The sequence below is a fragment of the Dyella sp. 05T440 genome, assembly GCF_056395965.1.
This window is the reverse complement of the sequence record NZ_JBFTKN010000018.1, coordinates 22,376-45,005: the sequence shown is the minus strand read 5'-3', so window position 1 is coordinate 45,005 and position 22,630 is coordinate 22,376. Positions and strand designations below refer to the sequence as shown.

The window sequence follows — 22,630 nt, the reverse complement described above, 5'->3', positions numbered from 1 at the left end:
TGGATCGGAGCGATGTCACCGAGCCGGATCAAGAGCCATGCGCACGCCCACCCTGTGGGAGCGCACCCTGTGCGCGACCGCGGCGCACCATCGGTCTCTCATTCCAGGATTTTTTTCGGGGCGATGACCGCTCGCACGGGCAGCATCACCGCCGCGTCGCGCACAGGGTGCGCTCCCACAGAGGGGTTCCCCGGAGGCGCACAAAAAAAGGCGACGCAGTGCGTCGCCTTCTTGGTGTCGATATCGGTACCGACTCAGCGCTTGTAGCGTTGCTGCAGGAATGCAAAGAACGCACGCAATCCGAGCGCCTCACCACCACGCGGCCGACCGGGGCGGTCGCCGTCGTTCCACGCATAAGTATCCAGATGCAGCCACGGCGTGGTCTCGGGAACGAAGCGCTCCAGATACAGTGCCGCAGTGATCGCGCCAGCGTGGCGCGACGCGCCGGAGTTGGCGATATCGGCGATGTAGGACTCCAGCATCTTGCGATACGGGCGCCACAGCGGTAGGCGCCACAGCGGATCGTTCACGGCGCGGCCGGCGGCGATCACGCTGTCGGCGGCGTCATCGTTGTTGGCGAACAGCGCCGGTACGTCGGGGCCGAGCGCGATGCGTGCGGCGCCGGTGAGGGTGGCGTAGTCGATGATCAGATCCGGCTTCTGCTCGCCCGCATAGGTGAGCGCGTCGCACAGCACCAGGCGGCCTTCGGCGTCGGTGTTGTCCACTTCCACGGTGATGCCGGCGCGCGTGGTGATGACTTCGCCCGGACGCATCGCCGCGCCCGACACCGCGTTTTCCACGGCGGGAATCAGCAGCTGCAGGCGCACCGGCAGCTTCGCCTGCATGATCAGGCCGGCAAGTGCGATTGCGTGGGCGGCGCCGCCCATGTCCTTCTTCATCCAGCGCATGCCGTCGGCGGGCTTCAGATCCAGGCCGCCGGTATCGAAGCACACGCCCTTGCCGACCACGGCGATCTTCGGATCGCTGCTCTTGCCCCAGTTGAGTTCGATCAGTCGCGGCGAGCGATGGCTGGCGCGGCCCACGGCGTGGATGGTGGGGAAGTTGGCGGTCAGCAATTCATCGCCCACCCATTCGCGCACCTTGGCCTTGTGCGTCTTGCCCAGCTGCTTCACGGCGTCCGCGAGGTGCTTGGGCCCCATGTCCTCGGTCGGCGTATTGACCAGGTCGCGCACCAGGGTGGTGGCCTCGGCCAGCGGCTGCAGCGTGGCGAGGTCCGCGGCGGCGATGGCGAGCTTGGCCGGCGCGCGGCGCGCCTTGCGGTAGCGGGTGAATTCGTAGGCGCCCAGGGCCCAGCCGAGCGCGGCCTGCAAGGTGTCCTTGAGCACACCCTCGCTGGCGAGGTGATAGGTGGCTTCCGGCAGCGTGCGGGGCAGCGCACCGAGCGCGCTTAGCGCATCACTGGCGTCGACGCCCACTAGCACGCGCACCAGCTTGCCGCTCTCATCGGCGATCAGCGCAAACGTGCCGGGCGCGGCCTCGAACCCCGAGTCGGCCACCCAGCGGCGCTGCGCGGCGCTGAGGCGGCGTTTAGTGGCGGCAAAATGCGGGGTGTCGGTGGTCTCGATGGCGATGCTCTGGCGCTCGCCGGCTTTGCGTTCGATCAGGACGGACATGGAATTCCTTGCGCGGCGGCTGTGCGGGCGCGGTGGGCTTTTGGTGATGGTTAATGATGCGCGCTTTTGGGAGCTGGGGCGAGACGGTATTTGGGTGGGAGCCTGGCTTCCCCGCCTGGCGCCTACCTCTGTGGGAGCGCACCTTGTGCGCGACGGCCACGCTGGGGTGTGACGCTCCGTAGGCTTGTCGCGCACAGGGTGCGCTCCCACAGAGAAGGCGGTCGCGCGGCATGGGCTTGCCACACCCCCTGTGCGCGACGACCACGCTGGGGTGTGCTGCTCCGTAGGCTTGTCGCGCACAGGGTGCGCTCCCACAGAAAAGGCGGTCGCGCCGCATGGGGCTCCCACACCCTTGTAGGAGCGCACTTGTGCGCGACCAGCCAACGGAGCGGTACACCCCAGCGTGACGGTCGCGCACAAGTGCGCTCCTACAAGGGTGCGCTACGGGAGAGTCGCGACGCCTCGCTACTGACCCTGCGCTTCCAGCCAATCCACCAGCGCGCTCATATCGCGCAGGTCGAGGTCAGGTGCGGTGCCGAGGAGGCCGGGCCAGGGATGGCCGTGGCGGTTGATCCACGCGGTGCGCAGGCCCGCATCGCGGGCGCCGACGACGTCCAGTTCCGGATCATCGCCAACGTGGAGGATTTCTTCAGGCCGCAGCCCGAGGTGCTCGGCGGCAGCCACAAAAATACGTGCATCGGGTTTGGCGATGCCGGTATCGCGGGCGCAGATGTGGTGCGCGAAGTGTTCGCGAATGCCGATGCGATCGAGGTCGGCGTTGCCGTTGGTGAGGCTGACCACCGGCCAGCGTCCAGCGAGGCGCTGGAGGGCGGGCAGGCTGTCGGGATAGAGCTCGACGCTGTTGCGCGCGGAGAAATAAACCTCCCACAGCGTTTCCAGCGGTGCCTCGTCGATGCCGCAGGCGGTGAAGGCCCGTTGCATGGTGATGTGGCGTTGCGCGGTGAAGTCGTGGGCCAGGTCGGTGCGCTCGGCGGCGACCTCGGCACGCAGCGCGCGCATGGCCGGGATGGGCCATGCGCGCGCGACGTCGGGATAGTGCTGGCGCAGGTACGCATCCAGATCGCGGTCCGCGCGCTCCAGGGCCGGCAGTACCGGCCACAAGGTGTCGTCCAGGTCGAGCGTCAGGGCGCGGATGCGCACGTGCGGTGCGATCAGTTGCCGCTGACCTTCAGCACCTGGTCAATCTTCACGTTGTCGCTGGACAGGTCGTTCCACTTCTTGAGATCGGCCACCGACACCGAGTACTTCTTGGCGATCACGCCCAGCGTGTCGCCCTTGGAGACGGTGTAGGTCTGGCCGGTAGCGCCACCCTTTTCAGCCGTCGGCGAGGTTACGGCAGCGGCCGTCGGTGCGGTCGGCGCGGTCACCGGCGTTGCCGTCGGGATCGGATCGGCGACCACGTCCATCTTGATGCCGTTCTCGGCAAGCAGCTTCTCGCGGCGGGTCTTGTCGTTCTGGGCCAGCTGCGGTGCATCGGTGTACGGGACCAGCTGGTGCGAGCGAGCCAGCGCACGCACTTCGTCGGTGTGCAGGAATTCCATGAAGGCAGTGATCTGCGCAGCCTTCGGGCTTTCCTTGTTGGTGACCAGATACAGCGGGGTGTACAGCACGTAGCTGCCATCGGTGACGGTGGACAGGCTGGGACGCACGCCGTCCACGCTGACCATCTTCACCTTGCTGTTGCTGGCCACGCCCGAGAGGGTCGTCACGCCCAGCGCATTCGGGTCGAGCGTCACGGCTTCTTCCAGCTTGGCTGTGTTGACGTACAGACGCGGTGCGGCCACCGGCTGGTTGCCGCGACCGAAGATCAGGCGACGCAGGCTGTATTCCACGCCGTCACCCGGGCTGGCCACGGCATACAGGTTGATCGGCGCGTCCTTGCCGCCCACGTCCTTCCAGTTGGTGATCTTGCCGAAGTAGATGTCGTGCAGCTGCTTGACGGTGAGGTTGCCCGTGCCGTTCGACGGATGGGTGATCATCACCAGCGCGTCAAACGCGACCGGCGTGAACACCAGGTCGGTCTCGGTGCCGCCGGCGCTGTTGCGCGCGCTGCCGGCGATGTCGGCCAGGCCGTGTGCCACGGCGTCCAGGCCCGAGGCGGTGTTGAACGGCTGGATCTCGATGCGGCCCTTGCCGCTCTTTTCCCAGGCCTTGCTCACGTCTTCCACCACGCCACGGGCGGTGGCGTAGTCGCCGCGCCACACGAGTGCCGGTGCGGTCGGGGTGGACGGCTTCTTGGTGGTCTTGGTGGTCTTGGCGGCCGCGAGGGCGCCGGTGGTTGCGAATGCGGTAAGCATCGCAACGATGAGCAGGCGGGAAATGCGTGATGACATGGCGGTGGGGAACCTCGAATGATGATGATGGTTCGCAGGCCGCCTTAGCTGGGCGTGCGTGCAAGAAAGGTGTAACTCGGCTATTTCAGCCAGCCTGCGGGCAAACCGCAAGCGAATTCCTGCCCTTGCATCATGGAAAAACGCGACGACGGACACGCATCGCCAGTCGCGTTTATCCCCCGTTCCCGCATGTCACGACAAAGCGGCCTGTCGCAGCTCCATTGCGACATGAGCCGCCTTGTCGCGGCGGGGAGTGACATCAACGGATATCTACGTAGCGCACGCCATCATCGCCCGACACCACCAGCACCAGCTGCCGCGGATTGACGCCGGCCAGCTGCTGCAGGGTGCGCAGGTCGGGAATACGCAGGTTGCCGATGCCGATCACCACGTCGTTCGCCTGCAGGCCCGCTTGCGCCGCGCGGCTGCCTGCACGCACGGTGCTCACGCCCACACCGCCCAGGCCTTGCGAGCGCAGGTTCTGCGGGAGCTCGCTGAAGGTCACGCCGGTCAGTCGTGCATCGAGCTTGGCCCCATCCACCGTGGCGAGTTTCTCCGGCACCAGCTTGGCGCTGACGTTGCGCACGGCGCCATTGCGCTGCACGGCGAGCGTCACCGTGCTGCCAAGCGGCAGCAGGCCTTCGGCATTGCGCAGGTCCTGCGCGTTGCGCAGCGGCTTGCCATCGAGCGCGGTGATCACATCACCCACCTGGATATCCGCACTGTCCGCCGCCGAGCCGGAGTTGACGCGCGTAACCACCGCGCCGTTGCTGTCCTTGAGCCCCAGCACCTTGGCGATGCGCGGTGTGATGTCCTGCGTTTCCACGCCCAGGTTGCCGCGGTTGACCTTGCCGTGGGCAATCAGCTGCTTCATCACCTCCGTGCTGAGATTGGTGGGGATGGCAAAACCAATGCCCACGTTGCCGCCCGACGGCGAGAAGATCATGGTGTTGATGCCCACCAATTCGCCGCGCAGGTTCACCAGCGCGCCGCCGGAGTTGCCCGGGTTGATCGAGGCATCGGTCTGGATGAAGTTCTGATAGCCCGTGCCGCCCAGGCCCGAACGGCCCAGCGCCGACACGATGCCCGAGGTCACCGTCTGCCCCAGGCCAAATGGATCGCCGACGGCCACCACAAAGTCGCCCACGCGCAGCTGCGCGGAATCGGCCATCGGCAGCGCCTGCAGATTCGTGCCCTGGATCTGCACCACCGCCACGTCGGTGTCCGGATCGGTGCCGACCAGCTTGCCCTTGAAGTCGCGCCCGTCCTGCAGCGTCACCGTGATGTCGTCGGCGCCGCCCACCACATGGTTGTTGGTGAGGATGTAGCCCTTGGCCGCATCCACGATCACGCCCGAGCCCAGGCTCTGCTCCACCCGCGAACGCGGCGAACCCTGCAAGCCGAAGAACTGCCGGAACAGCGGATCGTCGAAGTACGGATCGCGCACCTGCACCCGCGTCTTGGTGGAAATGTTCACCACCGCCGGCGTCACCTTCTCCAGCATCGGCGCCAGCGAAGGCAGTGGTTGTCCATCGATCGACACGGGTAGCGCGGCGTGACTGGCGAAGGGTGTCGCGGCAATCAACACCAAAACCGCGGCGGCCAGTCGGCGGACGAAACGAAGAAACATGGGGACTCCTTGTGCGTGGGTCGAATCGTTGGTCATTCGACTCGGCGCGGCGTCGGCGGTTCCACCGTTTGGTATTGACGAATTTACTTTACAAGGCGAAAGGGCAGCGGTAACTTTCCCTCGTTCGCGACCACAACATCTTGTGTGACTAGGCCGGGCCTAAACCCAAGAGCTGGTGTCACAGGGCACTCTCAGGGGGGAGTAGCCGAAGGGTCGGGCAGGGAACGCAAGGATCGGGCTCTACGCGCGGCTTTTGCTTTTCAGGCGCGACCCGATACGAGCGGCTTAGCCGAATAGAACAACACCAACACGGGGCCGTGAGGCCAAACCGAGAGGTCAGGAAGCCGATGAGCACCGCGCGTGCACCAGCCGTAACCCGCGATACCGTCATTCCGCTGCAGCCTGCGTCCTACGATATCTGGGACAAGAAGTACCGCCTGAAGGCGAAGTCCGGCGCGCCGGTCGATGGCAGCGTGGACGAAACCTACCAGCGCGTCGCCCGCGCCCTGTCCGATGTGGAAGCCACCCCGGAGCTGCGCGAACACTGGTTCGAACGCTTCCTTTGGGCGCTGCGCCGTGGCGCGATCCCCGCCGGCCGCATCACCTCCAACGCTGGCGCGCTGGAACACAAGCCCGCCACGTCCACGATCAACTGCACCGTGTCCGGCACGATCCGCGACTCCATGGACGACATCCTGGAGAAGGTGCACGAGGCCGGTCTCACGCTGAAGGCCGGCTGCGGCATCGGCTACGAGTTTTCCACGCTGCGTCCGCGCGGCGCGTATGTGTCTGGCGCCGGTGCGTACACCTCCGGCCCGCTGTCCTTCATGGATATCTACGACAAGATGTGCTTCACCGTGTCCTCGGCCGGTGGCCGTCGCGGCGCGCAGATGGGCACGTTCGACGTCAGCCATCCGGACGTGAAGGAATTCATCCGCGCCAAGCGCGAAGACGGTCGCCTGCGCCAGTTCAACCTCTCGCTGCTGATCACCGACGGCTTCATGCAGGCGGTGGAGCACGATCACGACTGGCCGCTCGTCTTCCCGGTGCACGTCAAGGAAAAGGACGAAGTCGACCTCACCGACGCCGAGAAGATCGTCTGGCGCGAGTGGCCCACCCACGAGAACTACGTGGGCCGCGACGACGGCCTGGTGGCCTGCAAGGTGTACGGGCACATTCGTGCGCGCCACCTGTGGGACATGATCATGGTGTCCACCTATGACTTTGCCGAGCCAGGTTTCATCCTGATCGACAAGGTCAACGAGATGAACAACAACTGGTGGTGCGAGCACATCCGCGCCACCAACCCCTGCGGCGAGCAGCCGCTGCCGCCGTACGGCTCGTGCCTGCTGGGTTCGGTGAACCTCACCACCTTCGTGCGCGACCCCTTCGGCCCCAAGGCCCGCTTCGACTGGGACGAATACCGCGAAGTGGTGAAGATCTTCACCCGCATGCTCGACAACGTGGTGGAGATCAACGGCCTGCCGCTGGAACAGCAGCGCCACGAGATCCTCTCCAAGCGTCGCCACGGCATGGGCTTCCTCGGCCTGGGCACCACGCTCACCATGCTCAAGATGCGCTACGGCACCTCCGAGTCGGTGGCCTTCACCGAAGAAGTCTCCCGCGAGATGGCCGTCGCCGGCTGGGAAGTGGCGCTGGACCTGGCCAAGGAAAAGGGCCCGGCTCCCGTGCTCACCCGTGACTACACCGTCACCGGCGAGATGCTGCGCAAGCGTCCGGAAATGGCCACCGACGGTTACAAGGTTGGCGACTCCATCCCCGGCCGCGTGCTGCACGCCAGGTACAGCCGCTACATGCAGCGCATTGCCAGCGTGGCGCCCAACCTGGTGGCCGAGCTCGCCGAAACCGGCGCGCGCTTCACCCACCACAGCTCGATCGCGCCCACCGGCACCATCTCGCTGTCGCTGGCCAACAACGCCAGCAACGGCATCGAGCCGAGCTTTGCGCACCACTACTCGCGCAACGTGATCCGCGAAGGCCGCAAGACCAAAGAGAAGGTCGAGGTTTTCAGCTACGAGCTGCTGGCCTACCGCGCGCTGATCAATGCCGATGCCTTGCCCTACTCGGACGACGCCAAGTCCAAGCTGCCCGAATACTTCGTTTCGGCCGACGACATCTCCCCCAAGGAGCATGTCGACATCCAGGCGGCGGCGCAGCTGTGGGTGGATTCGTCCATCTCCAAGACGGCGAACGTCCCCACCGACTACCCGTACGAAGATTTCAAAGACATCTATTTTTACGCGTATAAGCAGGGTTTGAAGGGATGCACCACGTTCCGTTTCAACCCCGCGGCGTTCCAGGGTGTGCTCGTTAAAGAAGCCGACCTTGAGAGCACCCTCTACCGCTTCGAATTGGAGGACGGTAGTGTTGTCGAACTGAAAGGCAACGAAGAAGTGGAATACGACGGCGAAATGCATACCGCCGCCAACCTGTTCGATGCCTTGAAGGAAGGGTATTACGGAAAGTTCTAAACTATCCGCGATGCCTGATCTCGGGTGTCAGCCCACTGCCAAGAGCAATACCGTAGTGTCCTTGCGGCAAGGCTCAACATAAAGTCCAGAATCCACGTCGGAGGGGATAACACGCATGTCCATCGATACCGAGTTTGATGTGAAAGAAGAAACCGCCCAGGTCGTAGACGCGCCGGTCGAGGTTCCCGTGGTCGAAGTGACCGCGGCAGCCAAGCCCAAGAAGGCTCGCGCCAAGAAGAAGGTGGCCGCGGCCAAGAAGGCTGCTCCGGCCAAGAAGGCTGCTGCAAAGAAGGCTGTGAAGAAGGCTGCCGGCAAGAAGACCGCCAAGAAGGCAGTCAAGAAGGCCGTCAAGAAGGCAGCTGCCAAGAAGACCGTGAAGAAGGCCGTCAAGAAGGCTGCCGTCAAGAAGGTCGCCAAGAAGGCCGTCAAGAAGGCAGCCGCCAAGAAGGTCGCCAAGAAGGCGGTCAAGAAGGCAGCCGCCAAGAAGGTCGCCAAGAAGGCCGTGAAGAAGGCAGTGCGCAAGTCCGCTGCCAAGAAGGCCGTCAAGAAGGTCATCAAAAAGACGGCCAAGAAGGCCGCCGTTAAGAAGGCGGTCCGCAAGGTCGCCGGTAAGAAGGCCGCCAAGGCGGTCAAGAGGTCCACTGCCAGCAAGAAGGCGAGCGTGAAGAAGGCCGTCCGCAAGGTCGCCAAGAAAGCCGCACGCCGTAAGTAAGCCGTAACGCGACCCGGCCCGGCGCTGAACACGCCGGGCCGGATCGTTCCAAAAAGCTCGTCATTGTTTTTTAAGCTCGTCATTCCAGCGGAAGCTGGAATCCAGCGCCTCCAGCGCGAAAAAGCGCGACCACCTCCAAGACGCCGGTCTGTAGCACCACGAACCGCCGCGCCGCCAATCCCGTCGGAAGAACACACCATGGCGATCAAGATCGAAAAGAAGATCAAGGGCTACAACGTCGTAAAGCCCGAGGACAAGGCCGCGTCCGCCGCTGCGCCCGCCGTTGCACCGGCAGCTTCCAAGGAAGCGCCCAAGGCGGAAATCATCCAGATGCACGAGAGCCTGGAGCGTCCCGAGACGCTGGTCGGCTCCACCTACAAGATCAAATCACCGCTGTTCGAGCACGCGTTGTACGTCACCATCAACGACATCGTGCTCAACGTCGGCACCCCGTACGAACAGCGCCGCCCCTTCGAGATCTTCATCAACTCGAAGAACATGGACCACTTCCAGTGGATCGTGGCGCTCACCCGCATCCTCTCCGCCGTGTTCCGCAAAGGCGGCGACGTCACCTTCCTGGTCGAAGAGATGAAGGCCGTCTTCGACCCCCGCGGCGGCTACTTCAAGGCCGGCGGCGTCTACATGCCCTCCATCGTCGCCGAGATCGGCGCCGTCATCGAGCAGCACATGAAGATGATCGGCCTGATCCACGACCCGGAAATGGACGAGTCCACCCGCAAGCTGGTCGCCGAGAAGCGCGCCGCCTATGAGGCGGTGACGAGCGGCAAGAAGGCTGCCGCTGCCACCACCGAAACCGCTGCCACCGAATCCTCCACCGGCTTCCCTCCGGGGGCCACCCTTTGCGCCAAGTGCAATACGCAGGCGTTGGTGCTGATGGATGGGTGCCAGACTTGTTTGAATTGTGGGTATAGCAAGTGCGGGTGAGAGCTAATTGAATATAGAAGAGGGCGGCCACAAGGCCGCCTTTTTTATTTCAAAAAAGCCTGGTCAATACAATGTTGGACATCTACTGACAATTATATTGGTTCAATTGGTGAATGCCGGTAAAAGAAACCGCTTTTGCCGGGCTGGGCGCGATAGTTAAATTAGGAGGCACTTTGAAGCGGAAACTTCAGGTATTCATTTCGAGCACGTTTACGGACCTTGTTGAAGAGCGTCAAGCCGCTGTGGCTGCCATATTGAAGGCGGGCCATATACCAGCCGGCATGGAACTGTTTACCGCCGGGGATCGTTCGCAGATGGCCACTATTAATGAGTGGATTGATGAGTCCGATGTATATATGTTGATCCTTGGCGGCCGTTACGGTTCTATCGAGCGGACGTCTGGAGTTAGCTATACCGAACTTGAATATAATTATGCCGTTCAACAAGGCAAGCCTCTCTTTGCGGTTGTCATTGACGAAGATGCACTAGAGCAAAAGGTGCGCAACGGCGGAAGTTCATTCATCGAAAGAAATAATCCGAAGGAACTGGCTCTCTTCAGGGAGAAGGTTCTTTGCAATATTTCATCTTTCTTTAAAGACCAAAAAGACATTAGGTTGAGCGTCCACGAGAGTCTGGCGGACCTCTCGTCATCGAGAGATATGAAGGGTTGGATTTCAGGCGCGGAAGTCGCCGATACGAAGCCCCTGCTCGACGAGATTTCAAAGTTATCGGAAGAAAATCGTTCTCTTAGAGACACTATCGATAGACTCGAAAAGCGGTCAAGTATGACGATGTCTGTGGATAAAGTTGGAAAGGTCACTACATACGATGAGACGCGAAAGATCCTTGAATCAATTCAAATAAAGATCCCTCCAAATCTAATCAAGAGAGAGAATGCGTCAAAAAGCCTCTTTGATCTATTTTTTAATAACAAGGACATATTGATTAACGGGATAACTAACGCGTCGGACGCGTCGGAGGCTTCCTTGTTCTTCTATCATAACGTGTGCCCAAAGCTCCAGACTCATGGGCTCGTTGAGAATGAAAAGGTGACCGGAGTGCGTTACCGTAGAAGTTATGTCTCCAGTGCGGGTAAAGCTTTCCTAGCCGAGACAGAGCGTCGGTTGCTGCTTGCTTCAACAAGAAAGAAGAGTTCAAAGAAAAAAAGTGTCTCCGTCAGATAGCGACGACGAACGGGATCAGGTTCACCTCTCACGGTCTTGGAAGTGAACCTAACCTCGTTTCCGGTGACCGTGCAGATGACCTCGGCCATGGTGGGTGTGCCGACGGATACAACGTGCAGGCGGCCCGGTCGCCAACAATGCTCCCTCACAAGTGAGCGTAAGCAGGACCCCTGCAAATGTCGGTGGCCCACCACAAGTGATATGGCGAAACCGGCCGCCATACTGAAGAATCCCACCGGAATATGGATCTAGGCGCGGCCTGTGCCGATCACGTCAGGGGACGCAAATGACTTGCCGGAGCCTATGAGGGTCTTTCGGCGCCGGACTACTTACAGGGGAACAATATGGACGGTTCTGAAGCTGTACCCGGCGAAGCAGGGATTCGCTTCATTCGCGATGTCGCGCTACCGAAGGACTTCTTCGGTACCTGATTATTCTGATGCTACTCATGAGTGCTGCCGTTCACGCTGGGACATCGCTGCGCGTTGGCAACAAAGTACTGTCCGTCGGCGACAGCGCGGCGCGGGTACTGGAGTTGATGGGCGAGCCGCGGGTGCGCGCATTCAAGCAATGGCAGGGAGGGGCCATCCCAGGCAACCAGCTCGCGGTCGGCGAGGAATGGCAGTACCCGCAAGACGGCAGAACGATCGTCATCACCGTGGTGGGCGGCCGGGTCGTGAGCTTTGAGACGGTTCACGATTGATTGCCTGACAAGCTGGCAACGCAAGGGCTTTCGCTGAGGCCAAAAAAGGAAATGGGCGGCGCAAACGCGACCGCCCATCAGTCCAGCCAGTCCCGTCGCTCGACGGGCCGTTGGTGCTCCGCCAGTAGGGCGGTCGCATGCTTGGCCGGGTTGTCCTGACAACTCGGGAGCAGGTTCAGATTAAGCGACCGATTGTTGCGCCACCATCAGAAGAGTCTTAGTAAGTCGTAAAAACACGACGCATATCGAACGAAATATCGTTTGGCGTGCACTTTCAGAAGATTCGCTGCCGGCTGCCGCGTAATCGAGTGCTTTGCGGCGGTTGAACGTACGCGGCGGTACGTTTCTTACCGCATCAAACCCGTTCGAAAGTCCGCCCCGCACCCTTGTCCGGTTATGCCTTGCCCGCTGGCTGGCGCGCAATCGTCGGATCGACCAGATCGATCGTCCGATTGGGTGCGAATCCAAAGACAGCCTCGAACTCCGTGCTGCTCAGCAACGCCGCCGCGCGCTGGAAGTAGGCCTGGTTGCGCGCATTCAGAGCCTCTGCCGATGGCATGACCTCTCCTTTGACAACGGCCTCCCTCTGGGCCAGCTGCTCCTTCCGCGCGCTGTCACGCAATGCCAGCAGGGGTGCGAGCTTCTCCGACGCATTGAGCGAAGCCAGCACCCGCTCGGCGTGGATGGCGAAGTCGTCGTTGGCGTCCATGGTGTTGACCGCACTTGGAGACGAAGGAGGAGCCGCGCAGCGCGAGATATTGGCGTTCCAGTCGTGATGCAGGATGCCGTACGCGCCATAGATAAAGCTGCTGGCACGGTAGCCCCGCGCCAACGCCACCGTCAACGGCGTCGTGCTCGTGCCACCCGTGGCCCAGAGCACCTGATTGGCAAGCTGATGGCAGACCCCATCCAGGCCGTAGTAGTAAATCGTGCCGCAGGCATTGGGTCGGGTTTGCGGAGGGATACTGTCCGACTCTTTGTTGGGAAGGCACAGGCACTGCGCCAATGCGAAGTCGCCGCTGGCGCTGCCGAGATATCCGTTGGGCTGTTCCGAGCTGCTGCCCTGGATATGAAATTTGCCCCAGCAGTACCAGTAGTTTGCCTGAGCCTTTTCTACAGCCGCGATCTTCGGGTATGGGTCAACCCGGTTGTCGTAGTCGGTGACCCATGTGTGATCGACGGGCGAGTCGCTCGAGAAAGCCGGCGTGGCCCAAGCGTAGAGGGTCGTCATGCCCCGTCTCCAATTAGGTGGGAATGCGAAGCGCTGATGTGGCGCGCAACGCTAGCACCCGGTGTTGGAGGGGAACGATAGGTCCTAAGTTGTAAGTCGTTGAGGTGCATCCACCGCCGAGAAGACATGCCGAAGAGTTGTTTGGGTCACTCTCAAGAAACGGAGTGCACTCCTCGGAAGGTGAGCTCTGGGCGCGCAGCGGAGCTGGGAGGAGATTTCGCTAGACGATAGCTAGCTCACTCATCGACGGGTATTCGGCCACTGAATCAGGTTGATTGGCTGTGCTCGCGGACTCAGCTGCCTGGGTCAGCAACACGCTAAACAATTGAGCGCGAAAGCGCACACTCGCGAGCAGCAAGCTGCCCCAGTAGAGCGAGATCAAGGCAGGACCGAGAACGAGTTCTAGCCAAGTCGGGTGAGGTGGCCATTGGAGGTCTTTGAACTGCAGGTAGAGTGCTGCTAAGACCGGAAGGGCGCCTAGCTTCTCAAGTCCGCCAGCAATGAGCGGGTACTTGTCTTTCAGCCGCTCGTGACGCTGTGCTGCGTACTTCGCCATGGCCTCTAGCCGCTCTTTGGGGAACGTGCCTAGCCACTCAACGAGCTCTTCATAGTGACCCTGGTCAAAGTCCAGTTGCTCCGCAAAGTCGCGCCGCTCCGAAGCGAAGGTGGAAAACCGCCAAGGCCGTCGAGGGAAAAGCGCAATAGCCAGTGCGACGACTTCGACGGCCAGCATGCTCGCCGTGAAGACGACAGTCGTCATGGTGCTTGGAAGTACCTTGGCTGCGACTAGGCCAATGAACCAGGCGCCGAATCCTATAACGTAACCCCAAAGTTCACGTTTTTTCGGAGCAATTGCCAGGCTCTCGTGGTCGGGCAAAGCGTCAATGCGCTCGTTCAAAGCAGAAAAAGTCAGCGTCGCCGATTCCATAGCTCCCCCTCTGGTCCCTGAAGCATATGCCACGTCTCGCATGTCGTGGAGCTGCCAAAAGGCTTACGTCTGCCAGTTCTCGGCAGCCTGCTTGAGTGAGATGATGCCTTCCTGACCTTGGAAGGCCCCGCCATGAACTCCTCCGACGACGATTTCGACACCACCCAGCCCTTCGACGATGACGACGACTCGCTCGACGCGCGCGTCTGGCAGTTTCTGCTGTTGATCAATCCTGGCGATGACGACGCGGCGTTTCAGCAGTTCGCGGGGTATCGCGAGGCGGTGGCGGAGCTGACGGAGGATGAGATCGATGTGGCGCAGGTGGTGGGGCAGGTGGCGGATTGGCGGGCCACGTTCCATGTGGATGCCGGCGACACGCGGGCGCTGGTGCAGGCGATTGATGAGCTGGCGGCGCGCTGGAATCTGACCATCGATTGGGATGGCGATACGGACGAGGATGAGTTCCATGCCGATATCGACACCGCGGATTTGCTTGGTGTTGCTTACGACAATCTCGCGCCGCACGGTTACACGCTATGGGTGCGCGATACGGACGATGACAGCGTGGCGGGGTGGATGTCACTGAGTCGGGATATCGAGCCGATGCGGGAGTTGGCGCCGGAGTTGGGGATTCATCTGCATCGCGGTAACGAGATCGGTTGAGTGCGGAATGCATGTGCGGTGTTCTCGTTTGAGTAACAGCCCTGGGTTGTGCTGTGGCCGGTGTGGGGCGTGATTTGAATCGAGGGGCGTGATGAAGAGCGTCGCGCACAGGGTGCGCTCCCACAGGGGAGGCGCTCCCACATCGACATGTCGCCGACAACGAAACACCACCCACCATGAAACACCACCCACCAAGAAAAGCCTTTGTGGGAGCGCACCCTGTGCGCGACTGACGTGCCTCACCCTTTCAACGGCCACCGATACCGAGATACTCGCTTTCGTTGAGATACGTATAGCCAGGCATCGCAGTTGCATCGCATGTTCTTGCTGATGCCGAGGCCATTTCGCGGCGCATGGCCTCGCGGGGTTTTCGCCGATCAAACGGTCTAAGTAAAACGCCTGACTACAGCGCTTATGCGCTATGGAGCATGCGCGGCGCCGGCGCTAATCTCCGCCGTGATTCGAACAGGGCGTTTGCGTGCTCGACGCTCTTCCTCCGCAGCATGCGGACCGTGGGTCAACGGGATATCTGCTCGCAAGAGGCCGCGCGCCTCAGCTGGAGAGCTGCCGTGTACGACTATTTCTTTTCAGGCAACCAATACATCCGCGTCGTGCGTGACGACACCGGTCCGGGCACGGTGGATGCCGGATATCCGCGCGGCATTTCGCCGAACTGGGGTTGGGGATCGTTCGGTGCCAACGGCATCGACGCCGCGCTCTACAGTGGTTCGAAGTGCTATTTCTTTGCGGGTAGCCAATACATTCGCACCACGCGTGGCGTGACGGGGCCCGGTACGATCGACCCGGGTTATCCGCGGGCGATTGCGCCGAACTGGGGCTGGGGTGCGTTCGGGGCCAATGGCATCGATGCGGCGCTATACAGCAATTCGAAGTGCTATTTCTTCTCAGGCAAGCAATACATACGCGTGACCCGCGGCGAAACCGGGCCCGGCACGGTGGACGCGGGTTATCCGCGACCCATCTCGGTGTGGAACTGGGGATCGTTCGGCGAGAACGGCATCGACGCGGCGTTGTACAGCGGCTCGCGTTGCTACTTCTTTGCGGGCGATCAGTACATACGCGTCACGCGCGCCGATGAAGGTGCGGGTACGGTGGATGCGGGTTATCCGAAACCCATTTCGCCGAACTGGGGTTGGGGCAATTTCGGACGCAACGGCATCAGCGCGGCGCTCAACAGCGCAGGCCCATATGCAGCCATTCCACAGGCGGGCCTGGGCAGCAATTCGAATTACTTCCTGTATAGCCCGGGGCCGCGGGTGTCGGCGAGTGAGGCGGTCAAGCAGAAGATACGCGCGATACCCGGTTTTCCCTGGTTTGTCTCGTGCAATCATTTGCGCGGGCTGTCGGTGCACATCATCGTGGACACCGACATCACGGGCAGCAATGGCTTCGGCTTTCAACTGAACGCGTACTCGGCCAGCGGCGCATACGACGGCGCGCAGCAGTATTGCGTGCTGCTGATTCCCGACAATACGTCGCCAGGCATGTTGTGCATCGTGGACAACTGGCACAACAAGCAGCAACAGGTGATCAATATCCTGCAGCGGCTGGCCAATCTGCCGAGCAATACCTTGCCTGCCGGCTATCAGATCATCATCAGCCTGTCGAATGATGCCGCGGACAACATCAACGGTGTCACCTTCACTCTGATCGACAATCACGGCCACACTATAGGCAACAAGACCGTATCGCTGAGCGGTCAGCCTGCACAGAATCTCGCGCCCATCGTGGCGTTTCAGGTCAACTTCGTGGGCGACATCAACGGCGCCACCACCATGCTTTCCTCAGGCGCGGGCACTATGACCTACTCGGCCGCCAATCTGATGTCGATCTTGAACACCGAGCCGCAGTGCGTGGACTGGACGTACAAGACCGTGGAGGCGGCCAATAGCGCCTATAGCCTTCTGCCCGATACGCCTAGCCACAACTTCACCCAGTCGTTCCGACTCAGTGCCGGCGGCAAGGTGATCCATCGTGTCGGCAAGATCGAGCACAAGCTGGTGTTGCCCAAGGGTGCGCAGCACAAGCTGTGAATCGATGACGGTCGGCTTGCTTGACCTGCCTGCGCGGCGATATCAGGCGTTTCCTTAAAAGCGAGCCGCTTGCGACGGATGAAGCCATACGACCGGCTTCATCGCAGTTCGTGGCGCAAGCGCGTATCGTGCGAGGCCATCTGCATCCGGCCATCGCCATGATTACGACCGCACCCTTCCCCTATGCCGCTTTTCTTGCAGCCTTGCAGGGAACCGAGGCTCCCGATGCACTCGCACGCGTGCTGCCGGGGCAGGGCAACGCCGGTGCCCGTACGGAAGCTCTGATGGCACTTCTGCAGGCTCGCAAAGCCACCTTGCAGGCGGCGTTCGATACCACGTTGGCCGCCGACGAACTGCGCCGCTATCAGAAGTACGCCAAGCCGGGGAAACCCTCGCCGCATATCGTGCAGTTGCGCCAGAAGCAGGCGGCTGCGCGCCAGGCGAGCAATGTGTCGCGCCAGTCGCTGATCAAGGCGGCGAACGCGTTCGTGCGCGAGGCAGGTATCGACGTTCCCGAGCGGGTCGCGCTCGATGAGTTCATCATCCACTGGATCGACGCGAACGTGCCCAGGGACAGCGGCGCCGACGCTACTCCGTCTTGAGCAACGCCAGCGCCTGATGCCGCGCCGAAGCACGCAGCGACTTGCGCAACTGCGGATCGTTGGTGGTGCGTGCCAGCACCATGCCGCCCACACATAGCGAGACCATGGCGTCGGCGCGCCGGTCCGCATCGCGCACGCCGTTGAGCGCCACGCGATAGATGTGCCGCATGCCGCGGATCAGGTCGGTATACGCCTGCTGCGGTTCCAGCCCGGCACGCGCCACGTCCGAAGGCAGTGCGTAGAGCGGGCAATGCATGTCGATGTTCTCCAGCACTTCATCGCTGAGGTAGAGATCGATCAACATCCGCGCCATCTGTTTGGGATCGTCGATGGCCGGCGCCGATTGCGCCGATTTCACGGCGAACGGATTGCAGGTGGTGAAGCTGGCGACGGCGGCGGCGTAGAGTTCGTCTTTGCTGTCGAAGTGGTGATAGAACGCGCCGCGGGTGAGCCCGGCGGAGGCCATCACCTGGTCGATGGTCACCTGTTCGAAGCCGTGGCGATTGAACAGGCGCCGCGCGGATTCGACCACGCGTGCCCGCGTCTGCACCTTGTGTTCGGGACTGTAAGGCATGGCTGCAACCTCCGTGGGACAGGTATAGCAGGCCCTCAAATTATGTTCTTTAACATATTTTGCGGCGGGGTAAGGTGGGCGCCGGTAACCCAACCAAGCAGCGGAGGAAGGCATGAAGATCTACTGGATCAAGGCCCAGGCGCCGCGCCGTGTGCTGGCGCTGGTCAAGCACCTGGGCATCGAGGCGCAGTGCATCGAGCTCGACCTGATGGGCGGCGGTCTGAAGACGCCGGCTTATACGGCCCTCAATCCCAATCGAAAGGTGCCCACCCTGGTCGACGGCGATACGGTGCTGTGGGAGTCGTCCGCGATCATGGCGTATCTGTGCATCAAGCAGGGTTCGGACATGTGGCCCGCGCACAAGCCCGCCGAACAGGTCGAAGTGCTGCGCTGGCTCTCGTGGAACGACCAGCATTGGGCGAGTGCGGTGGCGCCGTTCTATTTCGAGCATGTGGTGAAGGCGACTTTCCATATCGGCGAGCCTGACGAGGCCGAGATCGCGGCAGTGATTCCCGAGCTGAAGAGGTTTGCCGCCGTGTTGGACCAGCACCTTGAGGGCCGCGACTTTGTGGCCTGCAACCGCCTCACCATCGCTGACTTCCAGCTCGCGTCGATGGCGTGCGAATGGCGTCATTCGCACATGCCGCTTGGTGATTACCCGAACGTGGTGCGCTGGCTCGATGGCCTGATGCGCTTGCCGGCCTGGGCCGATCCCTGGCCAGCCACAACCGCGAAGAAAGCCGACGCACTGGCGTAGTACTGCAACGCGACCCTGGCACCATCCGTCCATCCACCCTGGAGGCAACCATGAAACAGTTTCTCGCGGTCTATATCGGCTCGGAAGCGACGCATAAGGCATCGGGCTGGGATGAGCTCAGCGAAGCGGAGCGACAGGCGCGGGTCCAGCAGGGCATCCAGGCCTGGGGCGCCTGGGTGCAGGTGCATAAGGAGGCCATTGTCGACGTCGGCGCGCCGCTCGGCAAAACGCTGCGTACATCCAAGAGCGGCATCGAAGGCATCCGCAATCAGATGACGGGTTACACCGTGGTGCGGGCCGAATCGCAGGAGGCGGCGGCCAAGCTGTTCGAGGGCCACCCGCATTTTTCGATCTTCCCGGGCGATTCGGTGGAAATCATGGAGTGCCTGCCGCTGCCAGGGTAAGCCGGGGCGGGGTTATCCGTTCGCTCAGCCAGTTTGCCGCCGCAGGCCGCATAATCCTCACGGGACTAACCAGTGGGGTGTGAGATGGACGAGCAGCGTAAGCCGTGTCCGGCCTGTGGCGAGATGATCATGGCCACGGCGCACAAGTGCCGATTCTGCGGTACGGATATCGATGCCTATGTGGCGGCGCGTGAGGCCACGACGGAACGGACTCTGTTCGAGGGACATCCGGCGGTGGTGTATTCGGCAGGACAGTACGTGCTGATCGTCATCACCCTCGGGATCGCCTTGCTGGTCTATTGGATACGCAGCCTCTCCACGCGTTTCACCATCACCACGCAACGCGTGCGCATCGAGCGCGGGCTGTTCTCCAAGATGCAGGACAACCTGGAATTGTTCCGTGTTGACCACATCGACCTGCACAAGCCGCTGGGGCAGCGTTTGCTCGGCTATAGCACCGTGCACCTGCATTCGTCGGATGCGGGCATGACGTCGGTGTACTTGTATGGCATCCCGGATCTGGAGGCGATGGCCGATACGCTGCGCGATTGTTCGCTGCGGGAGCGCTCGCGTCGCCGGGTGTTGCCGGTGGAGCAGATGTAGCGCTTGGCGTCACGAGGCGCTGTCACAGCATCGATACAGAAGGCCGGCCGATGAGCTGGCCTTCGGCGTTTTCGGGCGTGCGTTTTTGAAAACCCAGGGTCGGCACGTGTGTTGCAATACCGGGGTGGGCGCTCTTTTATGCGTAACGTCTAACGAAAATAAGTACTTGCAACGGCCGCTGTGCGTGGCTACTCTGCGCGTCCCGTCAACCCAGCCTTAGGAGGAAAGAACAATGATTGTTGTAGCTGCAGCCTCTGCCGGGTCGACGCGCTTCTGATGTTTCTGCCAGCCCTCGGCTGGCATGCGCTTCATTCCTCGTTTCGCACCCCGGCACTTCGTTCGGCCGCTCACGCGTGGCCGTCGTTTTCCTTGTTTCCAGGGTGTTTCCCATGTCTTTAGAGACGTTTTCGCTGCACCAGCTCGGCTGGCGCGCTGAGTACGCACAATCCTTGACCTTGGCCGATTTCGAGGCAGGTTATCCCGCGCGTGTGCTGGCGGTGCATCGCAGCGGGCTGACGGTGTTGTCCTCGCGTGGGCAGGCGTCCGTGGTGCTGCCGCATCATCTCGATAGCGGCGCGGCGGTGGGTGATTGGGTATGGCTCGCGGACGATGCGGATCGCGTGCTGCGGGTGCTGAATCGCCAGTCGCTGATCGAGCGCATCGCCGCGGGTGGCGATCATCAGCGCCAGTTGATCGCGGCCAATCTGGATGTGCTGTTTGTGGTGTCGTCGTGCAATGACGACTTCAACCCGTCGCGCCTGGAGCGCTATCTCACGCTGGCGCTCAATGCGGGCGTGACGCCGGTGATCGTGCTGACCAAGGCGGATCTCGGCGAAGGGGTGTCGGGCTATGTGACCGAGGCGGAGCAGTTGATGCCTGGCGTGGCCGTTGTTGCGGTGAACGCTCTGGATGATGCATCGGTGTCGCAGCTGTCGCCGTGGCTGGCACCGGGCAAGACGGTGGCCTTCGTCGGCTCGTCCGGCGTGGGCAAGTCCACGCTCACCAACCGGGTGATCGGCGAGGCTTCGCAGCGGACCTGGGGAATACGCGAAGACGATGCTCGCGGGCGTCACACCACTACGGCGAGGGAGATGTTTCCCACCGCTTCCGCGGCATGGGTGATCGATACGCCAGGCATGCGTGAGCTGCGTCTTGCCACCGCGCATCCGGAACTGGATGCGGTGTTCGAAGACATCGCGGCGCTTGCCTCGCAATGTCGTTTTGGTGATTGCCATCACCACGGCGATGCTGGATGTGCGGTGGAAGCAGCGCTGGCTGAGGGCACGCTCGATGCACGACGCGTCGACAACTATCGCAAGCTGCAGCGCGAAGCGATGCGCACCAGGCAGACCTTGCGCGAGCAGCGTGAGCAAAGTCGTCAGTTTGGTGCGATGGCGAAGCAGGTGATGAAGGCGAAGCGGGAGAGGCTGGGGCGGTGATGGATCGCTCCAGCGAGCAGCGCTCACTTGTGGGAGCGCACCCTGTGCGCGACAGGCCACCTGTGGCGCACCGCAGTCGGGCACAGGGTGCCCTCCCACAAGGATTTCTCGAGCTGGGTGGCATGGCCCTGATTCCTGCGCAGATCAGCAATCGCTGAAAAGCTGAGGCGGCCCTCGGCCAAGCGATCCCCTTGTGGGAGCGCACCCTGTGCGCGACAGGCCACCTGTGGCGCACCGCAGTCGGGCACAGGGTGCCCTCCTACAAGGTGCGAGCTCGACGTTATTCCCAGCTCAAATCCGCCACCACCGGAAAATGATCCGACGGATACCGCCCATCCTTCTGAGTGGTCAGCGTGGCAAAGCGTGTCGGCTTGAAGCCCCGCTCAAGGATGAAATCGATGCGTTCCGTCGGATTGCCGGTGAAGTTATGAAACGTCTTCTCCGGCCCTTCAACCTTGGCCGCAACAGCGCGCGTATCGACCAACGCCTTGGTCAGCAGCGCATACGTCGGACTGCTGGCATCGGTATTCAGATCGCCGGTCAGGATGAAGGGCGCGTTCGCCGGTAACTTGGCAAGACGGCCAAGCATTTCCTTGGCACCTTTGACGCGCGCCGGTTCGTCCTGCTCCTGATAGGGCAGGTGGGTGTTGTAGTAGTAGAAGGAGCGGTGCGTGGTTTTGTCTTCGAACAAAGCCCAGGTCACCATGCGCGGATAGGGATGTCCCCAGGTGATGCTGCCCGGTACTTCGGGAGTATCCGACAGCCAGAAATTGCCGGAGTCCTTCAGGGTCAATCGGTCCCTGCGATAGAACACGCCCATATGCTCGTCGCTGTGGCCGCCGTGGCGGTCGATGCCGAACCAGGTGTATTCGGGCAGTTTGGAGACGATGTAGTCGCCCTGTTCCTGATGCAGCTCCTGCGTGCCGAGCACATCAGGGTGTTGTTCGCGGATGGTGCTTACCATCAGGTCGCGTCGTGCCTCCCATCGATTGGGGCCATCGGCCGCCACGGGTACCCGCACGTTGAAGCTCATCACGCGCAGGCTTTGCGCGGCGAGCGGCAGGCTGGCGATGGTGGACAGGATGGAGAAGATGGCGACTAGCCAGGCACGGGACGGGGACATGGAAGGGCTCCGCGGGTAGTGCGCCGACCGTAGCATGAGCGTTCGTTGGCGGGGCAGCCCGGACGCACAGGGCCGCGTATAGTGCGCGCGTCGATCCGCGTCTTCACCGCCCTCAAAGAGCCCGCCATGCCACAGCGCGTTGCCACCTGCAGTTGTCGCCAGCTGATGCTCCGGGCCACCGAGGAACCCCTGCGCGTCTCCATCTGCCACTGCAATGCCTGCCAGCGGCGCACCGGCAGCGTGTTCGGCGTGCAGGCGCGTTTTCACGAGAGCGCGGTGGTGATACGCGGTAACTCGACGGCCTATGTGCGGCATGGCGAAACCGGCGGCTCGGCCACGTTCTACTTCTGCCCGCAGTGCGGTGCCACCGTGTACTACCGGCTGGACTCGGTCGAGGGTCTGGTGGGCGTGCCGGTGGGTGCGTTCTCCAATCCCGATTTTCCCGCGCCGAGCATCTCGGTGTACGAGGAGTGCATGCATCCGTGGGTCACGTTGCCGGATGGCATCGAACACATGGCGTGATGCGTTAGCTTAAAATCCGCGGGAGCTGCGTCGGCAAATGCCTACCGCGTAGCGCATCAAAGCTCCCATCAAGGAT

21 protein-coding genes are annotated in these 22,630 nt (G+C 62.1%); 13 read left to right on the top strand and 8 right to left on the bottom strand.

Annotated elements, in window-relative coordinates:
* Positions 1-254: 254 nt before the first annotated feature.
* The 4 genes from AC1DE1_RS18930 to AC1DE1_RS18915 form a co-directional block, all read right to left on the bottom strand.
* Positions 255-1,634: a leucyl aminopeptidase family protein gene (locus AC1DE1_RS18930; protein ID WP_477176851.1), complete on the bottom strand. Its 1,380-nt coding sequence runs from the start codon at positions 1,632-1,634 to the stop codon at positions 255-257.
* 465 nt (positions 1,635-2,099) lie between these two features.
* Complete coding sequence (locus AC1DE1_RS18925) at positions 2,100-2,795, bottom strand: HAD family hydrolase (protein ID WP_441605042.1); 696 nt, start codon at positions 2,793-2,795, stop codon at positions 2,100-2,102.
* An 11-nt stretch (positions 2,796-2,806) separates the two neighbouring features.
* Positions 2,807-3,988, bottom strand: a complete 1,182-nt coding sequence (locus AC1DE1_RS18920) for a LysM peptidoglycan-binding domain-containing protein (RefSeq protein ID WP_477176852.1) — start codon at positions 3,986-3,988, stop codon at positions 2,807-2,809.
* A gap of 259 nt (positions 3,989-4,247) precedes the next feature.
* The gene (locus tag AC1DE1_RS18915) at positions 4,248-5,618 is read right to left on the bottom strand and encodes a Do family serine endopeptidase (RefSeq protein WP_477178803.1); all 1,371 of its coding nucleotides are present in this window, start codon (positions 5,616-5,618) and stop codon (positions 4,248-4,250) included.
* A 347-nt stretch (positions 5,619-5,965) separates the two neighbouring features.
* On the opposite strand from AC1DE1_RS18915, the gene AC1DE1_RS18910 reads away from it, so the two are divergent.
* The 5 genes from AC1DE1_RS18910 (at position 5,966) to AC1DE1_RS18890 (ending at position 11,654) form a co-directional block, all read left to right on the top strand.
* Complete coding sequence (locus AC1DE1_RS18910; protein WP_477176854.1) at positions 5,966-8,110, top strand: adenosylcobalamin-dependent ribonucleoside-diphosphate reductase; 2,145 nt, start codon at positions 5,966-5,968, stop codon at positions 8,108-8,110.
* Positions 8,111-8,225: 115 nt separating this feature from the next.
* Complete coding sequence (locus tag AC1DE1_RS18905) at positions 8,226-8,822, top strand: histidine biosynthesis protein HisIE (RefSeq protein ID WP_477179260.1); 597 nt, start codon at positions 8,226-8,228, stop codon at positions 8,820-8,822.
* 198 nt (positions 8,823-9,020) lie between these two features.
* Positions 9,021-9,767, top strand: coding sequence for a TSCPD domain-containing protein (locus AC1DE1_RS18900; RefSeq protein WP_477176856.1), 747 nt, complete (start codon positions 9,021-9,023; stop codon positions 9,765-9,767).
* Positions 9,768-9,880: 113 nt separating this feature from the next.
* On the top strand, positions 9,881-10,951 hold the full coding sequence (locus AC1DE1_RS18895; protein WP_477176857.1) for a DUF4062 domain-containing protein: 1,071 nt from the start codon (positions 9,881-9,883) through the stop codon (positions 10,949-10,951).
* A gap of 448 nt (positions 10,952-11,399) precedes the next feature.
* The gene (locus AC1DE1_RS18890) at positions 11,400-11,654 is read left to right on the top strand and encodes a DUF2845 domain-containing protein (protein ID WP_477176858.1); all 255 of its coding nucleotides are present in this window, start codon (positions 11,400-11,402) and stop codon (positions 11,652-11,654) included.
* A gap of 394 nt (positions 11,655-12,048) precedes the next feature.
* On the opposite strand, the gene AC1DE1_RS18885 is transcribed toward AC1DE1_RS18890, so the two are convergent.
* Both AC1DE1_RS18885 and AC1DE1_RS18880 read right to left on the bottom strand, forming a co-directional pair.
* Positions 12,049-12,885 carry a hypothetical protein gene (locus tag AC1DE1_RS18885; RefSeq protein ID WP_477176859.1) on the bottom strand — a complete coding sequence of 279 codons (837 nt, stop codon included), beginning with the start codon at positions 12,883-12,885 and terminating at the stop codon, positions 12,049-12,051.
* A 220-nt stretch (positions 12,886-13,105) separates the two neighbouring features.
* Positions 13,106-13,813, bottom strand: a complete 708-nt coding sequence (locus AC1DE1_RS18880; protein ID WP_477176860.1) for a hypothetical protein — start codon at positions 13,811-13,813, stop codon at positions 13,106-13,108.
* A gap of 132 nt (positions 13,814-13,945) precedes the next feature.
* Here AC1DE1_RS18880 and AC1DE1_RS18875 point away from each other — a divergent pair, with 132 nt between their 5' ends.
* From AC1DE1_RS18875 to AC1DE1_RS18865, 3 genes are all read left to right on the top strand, one after another.
* Positions 13,946-14,476, top strand: a complete 531-nt coding sequence (locus AC1DE1_RS18875) for a DUF6630 family protein (protein ID WP_477176861.1) — start codon at positions 13,946-13,948, stop codon at positions 14,474-14,476.
* A 569-nt stretch (positions 14,477-15,045) separates the two neighbouring features.
* Positions 15,046-16,530, top strand: a complete 1,485-nt coding sequence (locus tag AC1DE1_RS18870; protein WP_477176862.1) for a hemopexin repeat-containing protein — start codon at positions 15,046-15,048, stop codon at positions 16,528-16,530.
* 158 nt (positions 16,531-16,688) lie between these two features.
* Complete coding sequence (locus tag AC1DE1_RS18865) at positions 16,689-17,132, top strand: hypothetical protein (protein WP_477176863.1); 444 nt, start codon at positions 16,689-16,691, stop codon at positions 17,130-17,132.
* Here the strand turns inward: AC1DE1_RS18865 and AC1DE1_RS18860 are convergent.
* Positions 17,119-17,706: a TetR/AcrR family transcriptional regulator gene (locus AC1DE1_RS18860; RefSeq protein WP_477176864.1), complete on the bottom strand. Its 588-nt coding sequence runs from the start codon at positions 17,704-17,706 to the stop codon at positions 17,119-17,121. The two genes, AC1DE1_RS18865 and AC1DE1_RS18860, sit on opposite strands and share 14 nt — an antisense overlap.
* Positions 17,707-17,818: 112 nt before the next feature.
* Here AC1DE1_RS18860 and AC1DE1_RS18855 point away from each other — a divergent pair, with 112 nt between their 5' ends.
* The 4 genes from AC1DE1_RS18855 to rsgA all read left to right on the top strand — a co-directional run bounded on the left by AC1DE1_RS18855 (position 17,819) and on the right by rsgA (position 20,909).
* The gene (locus AC1DE1_RS18855) at positions 17,819-18,463 is read left to right on the top strand and encodes a glutathione S-transferase family protein (RefSeq protein WP_477176865.1); all 645 of its coding nucleotides are present in this window, start codon (positions 17,819-17,821) and stop codon (positions 18,461-18,463) included.
* Positions 18,464-18,513: 50 nt separating this feature from the next.
* Positions 18,514-18,867 (top strand): YciI family protein, encoded by a 354-nt coding sequence (locus AC1DE1_RS18850; RefSeq protein WP_477176866.1) that lies wholly within the window; start codon positions 18,514-18,516, stop codon positions 18,865-18,867.
* Between the two features lie 84 nt (positions 18,868-18,951).
* Positions 18,952-19,470, top strand: coding sequence for a PH domain-containing protein (locus AC1DE1_RS18845; RefSeq protein WP_477176867.1), 519 nt, complete (start codon positions 18,952-18,954; stop codon positions 19,468-19,470).
* A 389-nt stretch (positions 19,471-19,859) separates the two neighbouring features.
* The gene (gene rsgA, locus AC1DE1_RS18840) at positions 19,860-20,909 is read left to right on the top strand and encodes a ribosome small subunit-dependent GTPase A (protein ID WP_477176868.1); all 1,050 of its coding nucleotides are present in this window, start codon (positions 19,860-19,862) and stop codon (positions 20,907-20,909) included.
* Between the two features lie 280 nt (positions 20,910-21,189).
* Here rsgA and AC1DE1_RS18835 read toward each other — a convergent pair whose 3' ends face one another.
* A complete protein-coding gene (locus tag AC1DE1_RS18835) occupies positions 21,190-22,032 on the bottom strand; it encodes an endonuclease/exonuclease/phosphatase family protein (protein WP_477176869.1) in 843 nt (280 codons plus the stop codon).
* A 126-nt stretch (positions 22,033-22,158) separates the two neighbouring features.
* Between AC1DE1_RS18835 and AC1DE1_RS18830 the strand changes: the two genes are divergently transcribed.
* Positions 22,159-22,554 carry a GFA family protein gene (locus tag AC1DE1_RS18830; RefSeq protein WP_477176870.1) on the top strand — a complete coding sequence of 132 codons (396 nt, stop codon included), beginning with the start codon at positions 22,159-22,161 and terminating at the stop codon, positions 22,552-22,554.
* Positions 22,555-22,630 lie beyond the last annotated feature (76 nt).